Source organism: Flavobacterium suncheonense GH29-5 = DSM 17707 (genome assembly GCF_000430025.1).
Taxonomy (GTDB): domain Bacteria; phylum Bacteroidota; class Bacteroidia; order Flavobacteriales; family Flavobacteriaceae; genus Flavobacterium; species Flavobacterium suncheonense.
In genome coordinates, this window is sequence record NZ_KE387022.1 from 71,918 (window position 1) to 85,201 (window position 13,284).

A 13,284-nucleotide genomic window follows, 5' to 3' on the forward strand; every position below is an offset into this window, starting at 1 on the left:
ATTATCCTCTCAATAAATTAATACTCACCGTGGCATAATCGGTATGCGGATATTTTTTAAAATACTGCATATCAGGGAATAATCCGGCTTCTGCAGCTACTTTGTGCATAACGTCTATCTCCACGATGTATTGGTCTGAAAAACCGTGTGTGGCGTCGTAAGCGGTTGCGGCCGTACTGCCTAAATTGGCGGCGGTTAATTCCGGTGCTACGGTGTGCAGTTCAATCATCAGCAACCCGAATTTCTGTACGTAAGGCGACCATTTTTTAAAGTGTTCGAGTAAGTTGTCTTCCACTTCGTTATTGGTTAAATGTTTGCCGCGATTGGCAAAGGCGCCGGTGGAAGTACTCACCCTGCCCGGAGTTCGGGTTTTGGGTTCTTCCCAAATACGGTTATGGTCTAAGAAGGTACGTACGTTGAGCAGGTCTTTTAAATCGATGTTGTAGTTCTCTTCCAAATCCTGCGCCAGTCCGTCAGGGTTACCGATGTCGCCCCAGATGACTTTCGCCCAGATATCGGCCTTAATTAAATTGGCGCGGGTTACTTTTAAAGCGGCCTGGTTGTAATCAGCTCCAACCAAAAACAACGGATGGGCGTCAAGAAATTTTCCGCGTAACGTTTGCCGTTCAATGACGTTAAAAATATGTTCCAGAAAGGCACCGTTTCCGCAGCCCATGTCGAGAATGCCTTTGGGTTGCTCGTGAATCGGTTTGTTGAACAATTCGATGATGATGTCGTCGATTACTTTAAAATAAGTAGCATGTGCGCCGCCACTGCCCCAAACATTCATTTCCCGGTTCACATGGATTTCGTCCTGATTGGGAGCCAAATCCCGCATTTCATTCGGATTGCCGAACAAAAGACTTTCCATATGCTTGAACATCGGCAGATAGGAAACGGTTACGCCATAAGCAGAGGCTCTTTTGGCAAAAAACAGTCCGTCTTCGGTAAACTGATACGTACCTTTTTTCTCGGTAAACCAGCCCAAATAGGTAAAGAAATTGAGCATTACCGCAAAAGCTTCGGGTTCTTTGTGGAATTCTTCGGCACGAAAGGAGGTTTCCATGAAGTATTTGTGAAACATGCCGCTCATTCCCAAACTCACAATCAGCGGGGCTACCAGATAGCCTTCGATATGCATTAAAATTTGTTCTTGGATAGCTTTCAGACTTTCATCGGTTTCAAATGTTATCCCACAGTTCTTTTCATAGTGCTGAAAAAGCGGCTGTAATTTCTCAATACTTTCCGCCGTTATGGTGTTTGAAGTAAAAACATCGGTTGTGTTTAAAAGAGTAACTACGTCTTTATACAGCGGAAACAACGAAAAGGCGTATTCAGTTTTGCTGTTAGCGGCAACGGTAACCGCATTGGTCTCATTGTCTACATGATATTCCAGAAATCCCTGTGATGCCAACAAGCGAAGTGCTACGTTCATATAACCTTCGTTTGCTTTAAACTGCGAGGTTACTTCTGCTAACGTTGTTTTCTTCTCTTTCAGGAGATAATCCAAAACACCTTTGTCTTTTAAATTGATGGCTACTGGTGCTATGGTAATGCCGTCTAAATGTCTGAATATGGATTCGCGGAGTTTGGTTGTTGGTATCATGTTGAGAATGTGTATATTCTCAAATTTAAGTATTTTTTTATTATTTTTCTTTTGTCTTGATACAAACCTTTAGCTTCAACAAAAACAAAAATTTACCCTATAAATTAAAAGTAGTATTAAGGTCCAGACGGAGAACGCTACTTTTCGCCGTCTTTCTGTTCTTCGTTGAACTTTCGGGTGATGGCTTTTAGTTTTTCCTTGCGGAGCTGATCGGCTTCTTTTTCCCGGTTTTTCTTCTGGTCGACTTTCTTTTTGTGAGCCAGTCTATTGGTTTCGTTACGGCGTCCCATCAGTTGGTGAATTTGCGTTTGATTTCGATAAAGGAGGTATTGGTTGTAATCAACTGATGCACCACTTCGCTTCGTAACGCATCAAGATCTTCAAAGTTAAGGTATTTCGCCCAGTTGTCTGTGGTTAAGACTTCGTTCAGAGTTCGGATTACTTTGGCGGTTTCCGAAGCGTTACGCAATTGTGCTTTCCCATCATATTTCGGATTGTTTTTGTGCTGAAAGCTGACTTCCCGGGTTTGTTCATCCACTTCGATGTAAAACAGGTTTTCCTGTTCGTTGTTCGGATAGAAATCCGTCCAGTTGGCATAGCCTGCTTTCGTGCTCTGGTTAACATTTTTATGGTCTGATTCCAGTCGCCAGCGGCAATTGGCAGCTCTTCCCCAATGGTTGGAAACACGGTACACACCGGCTTCCGTAAAATAATAGGTACTTCCGGAACTACTTTTGTGACTGGGCTGAAGGTTTTTCACCACCTCGGCATTCACTTCTTTAAAAACACAGAACGTATGTTTGTGAAAATTAAATTTGTTGTAGTTTTTTGCCATGATTAATGGTTTGAAGCCGCTGTGTTCATCAGATATGACGTAAGCTGTTTGATTTTGCCGTTTTGCAGGTGAAAAACATCGCAGAACACTAAATGCAGCATCTCACCTGCTTTCAACTGACAGCCTACGGTGCCTTCGGCTATTACGATGTCGTTTTCCTCCACCATTCGTATTACTTCAATAACTGGTTTTCCCGTGAAATTTTCGTTTTCAATTTCCTTATCGAAAGCTTCCTTTCCTGTTATGGTGAAAGAACCCGGAATGTGCCAGACCACATCGTCGGTTAGGCATTCTAAAACTGCTTCATGATCCAGAATCCTGAAAGCTTCCATGTAATTGTGAACGGTGGTTTTGTTTGGTGACATTGTAAATCGATTTTCTGATAATCAAAATTACTACTTTTATTTGTTATGTACTTTGTTCTAATATGAAGTTAAGTTCTTCCCCCTTTTCCCTTTTCCCTTTTCCCTTTTCCCTTTTCCCTTTTCCCTTTTCCCTTTTCCTTTTCCTTTTCCTTTTCCCTTTCCCTTTCCCTTTCCCTTTCCCTTTCCCTTCTCACTTCTCCCTTCTCACTCATAACTTAAATCCCTATCTTTGAAAAAATTGATTCTATGAAAGAAATCGTACTCACTTTTGGAGCTTTATACGGAGGCTTGGCCGTGATTTTCGGAGCATTTGGCGCGCATGCCTTAAAAAAGAGAATGAGCGAAGATTTACTGAAAAGCTTTGAAACCGGCGTGAAATATCAAATGTATCACGCTTTGGCGTTGCTTTTAGCAGGTTTACTGCTGCCTTTTGAAAATACAATGCAAAATGCTGTGGGTTGGTGCTTTATTATCGGAATCTTTCTGTTTTCCTTCAGTATCTACGGTTTGTGTATCACTACGATGAACGGCAACAAATGGCGTTTTCTGGGGCCAGTTACGCCGCTTGGTGGTTTATTGCTCGTGGCCGGTTGGCTGTTGCTCATGCTTTCCGTGTAACAAATCCCTTTGTTTACTTACTAATTTAATCTGTTCAAACTTTAACCAAAATACATATTATGAAAACAAACGCAATTGCTTTGTCGTTGTGCCTTTCCGCTACATTGCTGGTAAGCTGCAAAAAGGACGGCAAGGAAAATTTAGCCGAATTGAATGACCCGCTGGTAACCAATCGCGATACCACGGTAAATCCGGCAGATGACTTTTTTAATTATGCCAACGGCGGATGGTTCAAGAAAAACCCAATTCCGGCTTCGGAGAGAAGTAACGGTATTTTCAGAACGATTGCCGATACCATCAACTCGCAAATCAAACAAATCTGTATTAAATCTTCAGAAGATACAAACGCTGAAAAAGGCAGCAACCAACAAAAAATTGGAGATTTCTACGCTTCGGGGATGGATGAAGCCGCTATCGAGAAAGCAGGTCTATCACCATTACAGCCCACGATGCAGAAAATTGAGGCTGTTAAGGATATCAACTCTTTAATGACTACGATCGGTTATTTGCACACACAGGGTGCAGGCCCGGCTTTTGGTTTTTATGTGGGTCAGGACGATAAAAACAGTACACAATATGCCGTGTTTTTGTATCAGGGCGGCTTAGGCATGGGCAACCGTGATTATTATTTCAATACCGATGCGGAAACCGTTAAAGTAAGAACGGAATACGTAAAACATCTGGAAGCCATGCAGAAACTTACCGGAGCCGATGATGCTTCCGCTAAAAAGAATGCGGCTTTAATCATGAAAATGGAAACCGAGTTAGCCAAAGCCTCAAGAAAACTGGAAGACTTACGCGATCCTATTCTCAACTACAACAAAATGAAAGTAGCCGATTTGGATAAAGCGACACCAGCGGTAAAATGGCAACCGGTTTTACAGGCGATGGGTATTAAAAACGCTAACGAAGTAATTGTCGGGCAACCGGAATTCTTCAAAGCATTGAACACAATGGTCGGAAATTATTCCATCGAAGACTGGAAAACATACCTGAAATGGGATTTGGTGAATTCCTACGCTTCCTATCTGAACAAAGCCATCGACAAACAGAACTTCTACTTCTACTCGACCGTGATGAACGGCGTGAAAGAGCAAAAACCAAGATGGAAACGCGTGGTGGAACAAACCGACGGTTCTTTAGGCGAATTAATCGGTCAGATTTATGTAGCGGAATACCTTCCGAAAGGTTCTAAGGAAAAACTGCTGGAAATCGGTAACAACATCCGCGATGTATACGCCAACCGCATTAAACAATTAGACTGGATGAGCGAAGCTACCAAACAAAAAGCGCTGAACAAACTGTCTAAAATAGTAATGAAAGTTGGCTATCCGGACAAATGGAAAGACATGAGTTCGTTAACCATCGACAGAAGTTCCTACTGCACAAACGTGATGAATGCCAACATTTGGGAGCATAATTACATGGTTAACAAATTCGGAAAACCGGTAGACCGCAACGAATGGCAAATGTATCCGCAAACGTATAATGCGTATTACAACCCGAGTAACAATGAAATTGTGGTACCAGCCTGTAACATTATCGTTCCCGGATTTGAAGGCCGCATGCCGGACGATGCGATTTTATACGGTATTATCGGCGGTTCGACTTTCGGACATGAAATTACGCACGGTTTCGATGACCAAGGCGCGCAATACGACGAAAACGGAAACCTGAACAACTGGTGGACAGCGGAAGATCTGAAAAAATTCCAGGCCAAAACCAAACTGATTGTGGAACAGTTTAACAACTATACGGTTTTAGGCACCAAACACTTAAACGGTGATGCCACACAAGGCGAAAATATTGCCGATTTAGGTGGTATCGTAATGGGTTACGAAGCGTTCAAGAAAACCGAGCAATACAAATCGCAACAGAAAATAAGCGGTTTAACACCAGACCAACGTTTCTTCTTGGCTTATGGTTATGCCTGGATGGTGAACATGAAAGATGAATCGCTTGCGAATCAAATTATGGTAGATGTTCACGCGCCGGCACAATGGAGAATTAACGGGCCTTTAAGCAATATGCCGGAGTTTTATAAGACTTTTGGCGTGAAAGAAGGTAATAAGATGTTTCTTCCGGAAAACAAACGTGTTAAGATTTGGTAACAATCAAACATAAAAAAGCCGCTCAATTGAGCGGCTTTTTTATTTCTGAAAGGTTCTACCCGATTAAGGGAAAATACCTCTTTGTTTGTATGCCATTTCAATACGAACCAAAGCCTGAATGTAAGCCGCAGTTCTCCAGTCGGTTTTGTACTGACCTCCTGTGATTACTACACGGTTGAACGCATCTTCTACTTTCTTTCTCAATTTAATGATTACGTCGTCCATAGTCCAGATTTCTCCGTTACGGTTTTGTAACCACTCAAAGTAAGAACCGATTACCCCTCCTGAGTTACATAAAATGTCCGGAATGATTTCGATTCCTTTTTTCAATAAGATAGCTTCTCCTTCTGTATCGATTGGTCCGTTAGCTCCTTCTGCAATTACCTGAGCTTTTACAGAATCTGCATTGGCTTCCGTAATCTGATTTCCTAAAGCAGCCGGGATTACGATGTCACAGTCAATTCCGAAGAATTCCGCACCGTTGTAATCCTGAGTGTTTTTGAAACCTGAGATGGTTGCATTATCCGCCTGGAAACGCAATAACGCTTCAGGATCGATTCCTTCCGGATTGTAGATAGTTCCGGTAGCATCCTGAACACCAACTAAAATAGCTCCGTTTTTGTTCATGAAATGCGCTGCCCAGTATCCTACGTTTCCGAAACCTTGAACGATATATCTTTTACCTTCTAAAGTAGTGTTTCTTAATTTTGCCCAAGACTCTAAAGTAGCAACTACTCCAAATCCTGTTGCACGGTCACGGCCTTCCAAACCACCTGAACCTACCGGTTTACCGGTAACTACGTGTTGGTTTTTAGAACGGTCTGCCGGTGATTTTGTAGACATGTACGTGTCGGCAATCCAAGCCATCATTTGTGCGTTGGTGTTCACGTCCGGTGCCGGGATATCGTATTCCGGTCCGATGTTATCTCCTAATGCATACGCAAAACGACGGGTGATACGCTCTAATTCTCCCTGAGAATATTTTTTAGGATCCAATTGGATTCCTCCTTTACCACCTCCGTAAGGAAGTCCGGCCAAAGAAGTTTTCCAGGTCATCCAGGTAGCCAATGCTCTTGCCGCATCGATATCTACCGTTGGGTGGTAACGCAAACCTCCTTTGTAAGGTCCTAATACGTTGTTATGCTGAACACGGTATCCGGTGAATACTTCTACTGATCCGTTGTCCATTTTCACCGGGAAGTGAACAATAATTTCATTGTTTGTTGTGGAAAGGATTTTTCTAACGGTTTCATCCAATCCCATTACATTAGCTGCCTTTTCGAACTGATTTTTTACGTTCTCATACATGCTAGGCTGTTGCTTTACTGCTGTTGCCATAGTTTCAATTATTTACAACTTAATTTTGTTTGTTTGTTTGTTTTTTTGAGGCTTTAAAAAAGCAAGCAAATATATGGTTTTAAAATAAATCCAAAACCTTTTTTCACAATAAAATACTTTCCGAAACGACAATTTAACACTCCTTTTTGATTAACTTGTGGCAGGATATATTTTTGGGTAACAAAAGTTACTGCTCTGTCTTTTTTAAAAAGCTACATTTGTAAAAAACAAAACGATGTATCAACTGCTCAAAGAATCGTACAGTTACTTATTTGAAGACGCATTACTGGAAGAAATCGCCAAAGTCGGAAAATACAGAACGTTTGCCGCGGATGAGATTCTGATGGAAATCGGCGAAACCATAAAATTCATGCCTATTCTCTTAAACGGCGCCATCAAAATCATGCGCGAAGACGAAAACGGCGATGAACTGCTGCTTTATTTTTTAGAACGCGGCGATACCTGCGCCATGACCTTAACCTGCTGTTTGGGCAATAACAAAAGTAAAATTCAGGCGATTTCGGAAACAGCCGGCGAACTGATCATGATTCCCATCGAAAAAATGGAAGAATGGATTGTGAAATACAAATCCTGGCGCAATTTCGTTTTCGAAAGTTACAACACAAGATTGATGGAAATGCTCGAAGCTATCGACACTTTGGCTTTTATGAAAATGGACGAACGCCTCTACAAGTTTCTGACCGATAAGGCGAAAGTTTTAGGTACTACCGAAATTACCAATACGCATCAGGAAATTGCCACTGAAATGCACACGTCCCGCGTAGTGATTTCTCGTTTACTGAAAACACTCGAACAGGAAGGCAAAATAAAGATGAACCGCAACAAAATAGAAATTTTACAGTTTTAATGGAGGCTTTCGGGTATTTTGGCGCTTTGATTATCGGGTTGATTTTAGGACTGACCGGCGGCGGCGGTTCGATACTAACCGTTCCGCTTTTAGTGTATGCTTTGGGATTCAATCCGGTGACGGCTACGGCGTATTCGCTTTTTATCGTGGGAACCACTTCGGCATTTGGTGCCATGCAAAATTACCGCAAGGGATTTGTAGAAGTGAAGAAAGGGATTTTATTCGCCATTCCGTCGTTTACCGCAGTTTATTTTACCCGGAAATATATTGTGCCGGCCATTCCTGATGTTATCCTTAAAACGGCTTATTTCAACCTGACTAAAGAAATGTTTCTAATGGTACTCTTCGCGGTAATCATGTTTTTTGCAGCTTTGTCAATGCTGAAAAAGAGGAGACCAACCGTTTCGGAAGAATCGCCTTCAACTTTAATATTTATCATCCAAACCATTATTGTAGGTTTGCTGATTGGTCTGGTGGGTGCCGGCGGAGGATTTTTAATTATCCCGTCCTTAGTTTTTTTTGCTAAATTGCCCATCCGGAAAGCGGTGGCCACTTCCCTGCTGATTATTGCCTTAAATTCCTTAATCGGATTTACCGGAGACATTCAGAATCTGGACATTGACTGGCATTTTTTACTGGTTTTTACATCAATTTCGGTGGTTGGCATTTTTATCGGAATCTATCTTAATAAGTTCCTAAATGATGCCCAACTTAAGAAAGGATTTGGTTACTTTGTGCTTTTAATGGCACTGTTTATTTTGTCGAAAGAACTATTAGGACTGTAACTTGTGTTACGTCAGGTTTTTACATATTGAATTACCTTTACAAAAAAATTACAACGCATATGAAAATAGAACAAATTTATACCGGATGTATCGCTCACGCCGCCTATTATATCGAAAATAACGGAGAAGCGGCTATATTCGACCCTTTACGCGAAGTTCAGCCTTATATTGACAAAGCGACTAAAGACAATGCGGTGATCAAATACATTTTTGAAACGCATTTTCACGCCGATTTCGTTTCCGGGCACTTGGATTTAGCAAAAAAAACCGGAGCTAAAATTGTATATGGTCCAACCGCAAAACCGAATTTCGAAGCGATTATAGCCGAAGACAATCAGGAGTTTAAAATCGGGAATGTTACGATTAAAGCGATTCACACTCCCGGACATACCTTGGAAAGCACAACATATCTTGTTACCGATGAAAACGGAAAAGAACACGGCATTATCACGGGCGATACTTTATTTATCGGTGATGTAGGAAGACCGGATTTGGCCCAGAAAATTGCTTCCGATTTAACACAAGAGAAATTAGCCGGATTGCTGTACGATTCACTTCGCACGAAAATTATGCCGTTATCCGACGATTTAATCGTGTATCCGAACCACGGAGCCGGAAGTGCCTGCGGAAAAAACATGAGTAAAGAAACCACCGATACTTTGGGCAACCAGAAAAAGGTGAATTACGCTTTACGTGCCGATATGACCAAAGAAGAATTCATTACCGAATTATTGGACGGATTGGGAGCTCCACCAGCCTATTTCCCTCAGAATGTGATGATGAACATTCAGGGATACGAAAGTCTGGACACGGTTTTAGACAAAGGAAAAAAAGCACTGGAACCAAAAGAATTTGAAACGGTTGCCAACGAAGCCGAAGCTTTGGTTTTGGATGTTCGCCATCAGGATGCATATGTAAAAGAACACGTTCCGGGTTCGATTTTCATCGGATTGGACGGTAACTTCGCTCCTTGGGTAGGCGCTTTGATTATGGATGTTAAACAACCTATTTTATTAATTACCGCCGAAGGTCGTGAAGAAGAAACCATTACCCGTTTAGCGCGCGTAGGATTCGACAATTGCTTAGGTTATTTAAAAGGCGGAATCGACGCCTGGAAAGCAGCCGGTTTTGAAGTTGACAGTATAAAATCGATTTCTCCGGAGCAATTTGCAGCCGAAAAAGACCAGACCCAACTCCCTGTTGTAGATTCCAGAAAGCCTGGTGAATTTTCAGCAGAACACGTTGAGAATGCCATCAATATTCCTTTGGATTTTGTAAACAGTCAGCTTTCGGAAGTTCCTAAAAATGATGATTTTTACATTCACTGTGCCGGCGGTTACCGTTCGGTAATTATGGCTTCCATCTTAAAAGCCCGAGGCTATCACAACATGATTAATGTGGAAAAAGGAATTGCCGGAATCCGAAACGCCGGAGTACCGCTTACGAAGTTCGTCTGTCCGTCTACAGCAAAATAATTAAAATCAGGCCTTAGCGCCTGATTTTTTATTAATAAACACTAACAAAAAATTAGCAGCCGGCTTTTCAAATAGATGATTATTTTTAAATACTTTTGCACGACAAACAAATAAACTTAAAATGAAATCGAAAATTCACAAATACCAAAACAAATTCTTAACAATGAGTAATAAATTTCTTGTATTGGCCGCATTATCTGTTTTAGCCTCTTGCAGCAAAATCGGCGATAATGAATTCGTAATTAACGGAACTGCCGAAGGTGTTGAAAACGGAAAAATGGCTATTCTTCAGGTTCAGGACGAGATGGGAGTTTTACCAAAAGACACTGTAAAAATTGAAAACGGTAAATTCGAATTAAAAGGCAGTTATCCTGATGGTCCTGAGATTGCTTTTATAATGATTGAAGGAGTTAACAACGGAATGGTTCCGTTTATTTTTGAGAATGGTGAAATTAATATCATCGTAGATAAAGACACTATCCAAAAATCAAAAATTGGAGGAACAGAAAACAATGAAAAATTTCAGAAATACAACGAAGAAACCAGTCCGATATTTAAAAGAATGGTTGCTTTTCAAAAAGCCAATCAACAAAAATTCATCGATGCCAGCAAATCAGGCGACATGAAAACGGTTGAAGCATTAAGAGAAGAAAATGCTGTTTTTCAAAAAGAAATGGACAAACTATCTGAAAAATTTATTGAGCAAAATCCAAATGCCTTCCTGTCTGCTTTATTACTTGAAAATTTTATCGGCAGACAAAGCTTAGACCCTAAAAAAGTTAAAGATTACTTTAACACACTTACCACCGACATCCAAAAAACCAAAAGCGGAAAACGTGTTGGAGAATTTGTAAAAGCACTAAATAGCGTCGCTACAATCGGAAATAATGCTCCGGACTTCTCAGCACCAAACCCTGAAGGAAAAACAGTTTCCTTAAAAGAATCCCTGGGAAAAGTAACCATTATCGATTTCTGGGCTTCCTGGTGTGGTCCTTGCCGTGCTGAAAACCCTAATGTAGTTGCTCTTTACAACGAGTTCCAAGCAAAAGGATTAAACATTATCGGTGTTTCTTTAGATAAAGACGCTGCAAAATGGAAAGAAGCCATTGCTAAAGATCAATTAACCTGGACACATATCTCCAATTTAAAACACTGGGAAGATCCGATTGCAAAACAATATGGTGTACAATCCATTCCGGCTACTTTCATTTTGGATGCGAGCGGAAAAATCGTTGCAAAAGACTTAAGAGGTGCAGAATTGAAAGCAAAAGTGGCCGAATTATTAGCCAAATAAGCTTCAAAACAAACCATAGCTTATAAAATCTCCTTCGGGGGATTTTTTTATTTTATTCACTTCCAAGGCGTTAAAAAAAACTTTCAAATTATCTTTATTTTACACTTGCATAACGAAAAAACAGTTCTATATTTGCAACCGCAATAAGCAATTATGCGTTGGGGAGATACTCAAGCGGCCAACGAGGGCAGACTGTAAATCTGCTGACTAAGTCTTCGCAGGTTCGAATCCTGCTCTCCCCACAAATAAAATGAATATGGAAAAAGCACCAAGTTTTACTTGAGTGCTTTTTTTGTTTCATTTTATTTGAGTAAGGTTCACCTTACTCAGGATCTCGGAGCGAAGCGGAGAAATCCTTATTCACAAATTAAAGACGATTCCATCAGTTTTACTTGAGTGCTTTTTTGTTTTTATAAACCTGAGTAAAATTCCCTTGCTCAGAATCATGAAATAATCCTGCTCTAAGCATAAAAAAAGCCCTTAACCTGGTTAAGAGCTTTTTCATTCATCAAACAATCTATTAACTATTCTAAGGCAAAGTTAATCGTCACATTCGCGGTTACTTCAATTTCCCCGACTGCTAAAGTTTCTCTTGGCATACCTGCATCAATTTCCACTTTCATGGCCGCATACATCGGTCTTGGATAATAGGTGGATGAGTTATCGGTAACCAAAAGTGTTTTGCCTACTTTCTGGTTAAGTGCTCCGGCGTAATCCAAGGCTTTGGCTTTAGCATTCTGAACCGCATTTACTCGCGCTTCCGATTCGTATTGTGCTAATTTTGAGGTTTTGAATTCCACTCCGTGAATCGTATTCACTCCGGCATCTACCAACCCCATCATAACCGCATCGTACTTTGACAGATCTTTCAAAGTAATCGAAACCATTTGGGAAGCCTGGTAATAATGCTTCTTCTTCTCATAATCGTAATTCTTAAACAAACTTACCTGCTTGGTCTGATAATCTGAGGCTGGGATTTTGGCTCCTTTTAAGTATTTAAGAATGGCGTCGATGGCGACATCGTTTTTCTTCTTCACTTCTGCGGCATCGTTACCGGTATTTTCAACGCCCACATTGATAATGGCCTGATCGGGCGTTACTTTGATTTTTCCCTCTCCGGAAACAACAATCTGCTGTACTGTTTTCATTTCTTGTGCGTTTGAAAATGTTGTCATAAACAAGGTTACGGCTATTAAAATTACTTTTCTCATATTTTAAAGTATTAAGTTGTCAGGTACAAATCAAAAGGAATGCCAAACTTACAGTTTCCCTGATTTTTCAAGAATAAAAAGCAAAATAATGGGTATGGCCAGCAAAATCACCATCAGCGTATTTTCATATAGCATCGAAGGAACCTGAGCCAACGTAATTGCATATCCGCCGATTGCGCCGCCGAAATGTGCGGTATGCCCGATATTATCCGTTCTTGTCCGCATCCCGTAAATCGAATACAACAAATAGCCAATTCCAAACAAATAAGCCGGAACCGGAATAATGAAATACAATCCTAAAGTCATATCCGGGCGCAATAAAATGGCAGAATACAATACTCCTGTCACCGCTCCGGAAGCACCAATGGCCCGGTAGTAATATTCATTTTTATGTATGTATAACGAGAGTAAACTTCCACACAAAAGACTGCCCAGATAAATTATCAGAAAGTGCAACACCCCCAAATAAGCAATCACCACAGGCGCAAAGAAATAGAGCGTCAGCATGTTGAAAATCAAATGCGTAAAATCGGCGTGCAAAAATCCCGAGCTAATCATTCTCAGATGCTCTCCGGCACGGATACTTCCGATATGAAACTCGTATTTTCTGAAAAATGCCTCATCTCTAAATCCACGGTAACTAAAAATAGCAGTAACGGCAATGATAAACAATAAAATCGGATTCATAGTTAGAATTTTCTGACTGTAAATTTACCAATTGTTTCTGTTATCAATGTTAATTTAATAGCCAAATAATCGCTTTAAAAAGTATATTTGT

14 protein-coding genes and 1 tRNA gene are annotated in these 13,284 nt (G+C 40.8%); 7 read left to right on the forward strand and 8 right to left on the reverse strand.

Features of this window, described 5'->3' with window-relative positions; genetic code table 11:
* Window position 1 precedes the first annotated feature (1 nt).
* The 5 genes from G498_RS0114315 to G498_RS15810 all read right to left on the reverse strand — a co-directional run bounded on the left by G498_RS0114315 (window position 2) and on the right by G498_RS15810 (window position 3,018).
* Complete coding sequence (locus tag G498_RS0114315; protein WP_026981785.1) at window positions 2–1,606, reverse strand: class I SAM-dependent methyltransferase; 1,605 nt, start codon at window positions 1,604–1,606, stop codon at window positions 2–4.
* A 137-nt stretch (window positions 1,607–1,743) separates the two neighbouring features.
* On the reverse strand, window positions 1,744–1,896 hold the full coding sequence (locus tag G498_RS15805; RefSeq protein ID WP_154656459.1) for a hypothetical protein: 153 nt from the start codon (window positions 1,894–1,896) through the stop codon (window positions 1,744–1,746).
* On the reverse strand, window positions 1,896–2,441 hold the full coding sequence (locus G498_RS0114325) for a hypothetical protein (protein ID WP_026981786.1): 546 nt from the start codon (window positions 2,439–2,441) through the stop codon (window positions 1,896–1,898). The genes G498_RS15805 and G498_RS0114325 overlap by 1 nt, the downstream gene beginning before the upstream one ends.
* Window positions 2,442–2,443: 2 nt before the next feature.
* Complete coding sequence (locus tag G498_RS0114330) at window positions 2,444–2,806, reverse strand: nuclear transport factor 2 family protein (RefSeq protein ID WP_026981787.1); 363 nt, start codon at window positions 2,804–2,806, stop codon at window positions 2,444–2,446.
* Window positions 2,807–2,874: 68 nt separating this feature from the next.
* The gene (locus tag G498_RS15810; RefSeq protein ID WP_154656460.1) at window positions 2,875–3,018 is read right to left on the reverse strand and encodes a hypothetical protein; all 144 of its coding nucleotides are present in this window, start codon (window positions 3,016–3,018) and stop codon (window positions 2,875–2,877) included.
* A gap of 34 nt (window positions 3,019–3,052) precedes the next feature.
* On the opposite strand from G498_RS15810, the gene G498_RS0114340 reads away from it, so the two are divergent.
* Both G498_RS0114340 and G498_RS0114345 read left to right on the forward strand, forming a co-directional pair.
* Window positions 3,053–3,424, forward strand: coding sequence for a DUF423 domain-containing protein (locus G498_RS0114340; RefSeq protein WP_026981788.1), 372 nt, complete (start codon window positions 3,053–3,055; stop codon window positions 3,422–3,424).
* A 59-nt stretch (window positions 3,425–3,483) separates the two neighbouring features.
* On the forward strand, window positions 3,484–5,535 hold the full coding sequence (locus G498_RS0114345; RefSeq protein WP_026981789.1) for a M13 family metallopeptidase: 2,052 nt from the start codon (window positions 3,484–3,486) through the stop codon (window positions 5,533–5,535).
* A gap of 63 nt (window positions 5,536–5,598) precedes the next feature.
* Here the strand turns inward: G498_RS0114345 and G498_RS0114350 are convergent, their stop codons facing one another.
* Entirely contained in the window at window positions 5,599–6,873 is a 1,275-nt protein-coding gene (locus G498_RS0114350; RefSeq protein WP_026981790.1) for a Glu/Leu/Phe/Val family dehydrogenase, read from the reverse strand.
* Between the two features lie 235 nt (window positions 6,874–7,108).
* On the opposite strand from G498_RS0114350, the gene G498_RS0114355 reads away from it, so the two are divergent.
* The 5 genes from G498_RS0114355 (at window position 7,109) to G498_RS0114375 (ending at window position 11,537) form a co-directional block, all read left to right on the forward strand.
* Window positions 7,109–7,741: a Crp/Fnr family transcriptional regulator gene (locus tag G498_RS0114355; RefSeq protein ID WP_026981791.1), complete on the forward strand. Its 633-nt coding sequence runs from the start codon at window positions 7,109–7,111 to the stop codon at window positions 7,739–7,741.
* Window positions 7,741–8,526 (forward strand): sulfite exporter TauE/SafE family protein, encoded by a 786-nt coding sequence (locus G498_RS0114360; RefSeq protein WP_026981792.1) that lies wholly within the window; start codon window positions 7,741–7,743, stop codon window positions 8,524–8,526. The genes G498_RS0114355 and G498_RS0114360 overlap by 1 nt, the downstream gene beginning before the upstream one ends.
* A gap of 59 nt (window positions 8,527–8,585) precedes the next feature.
* Window positions 8,586–10,001 (forward strand): MBL fold metallo-hydrolase, encoded by a 1,416-nt coding sequence (locus G498_RS0114365; protein WP_026981793.1) that lies wholly within the window; start codon window positions 8,586–8,588, stop codon window positions 9,999–10,001.
* Between the two features lie 163 nt (window positions 10,002–10,164).
* Window positions 10,165–11,295: a TlpA disulfide reductase family protein gene (locus G498_RS0114370; protein ID WP_026981794.1), complete on the forward strand. Its 1,131-nt coding sequence runs from the start codon at window positions 10,165–10,167 to the stop codon at window positions 11,293–11,295.
* 160 nt (window positions 11,296–11,455) lie between these two features.
* Window positions 11,456–11,537 (forward strand) — tRNA-Tyr (locus G498_RS0114375).
* A gap of 282 nt (window positions 11,538–11,819) precedes the next feature.
* On the opposite strand, the gene G498_RS0114385 is transcribed toward G498_RS0114375, so the two are convergent.
* Together G498_RS0114385 and G498_RS0114390 are read right to left on the reverse strand one after the other, a co-directional pair.
* Window positions 11,820–12,506: an SIMPL domain-containing protein gene (locus G498_RS0114385; RefSeq protein WP_026981795.1), complete on the reverse strand. Its 687-nt coding sequence runs from the start codon at window positions 12,504–12,506 to the stop codon at window positions 11,820–11,822.
* Window positions 12,507–12,554: 48 nt separating this feature from the next.
* Window positions 12,555–13,193: a rhomboid family intramembrane serine protease gene (locus G498_RS0114390; protein WP_026981796.1), complete on the reverse strand. Its 639-nt coding sequence runs from the start codon at window positions 13,191–13,193 to the stop codon at window positions 12,555–12,557.
* Window positions 13,194–13,284: the final 91 nt, after the last annotated feature.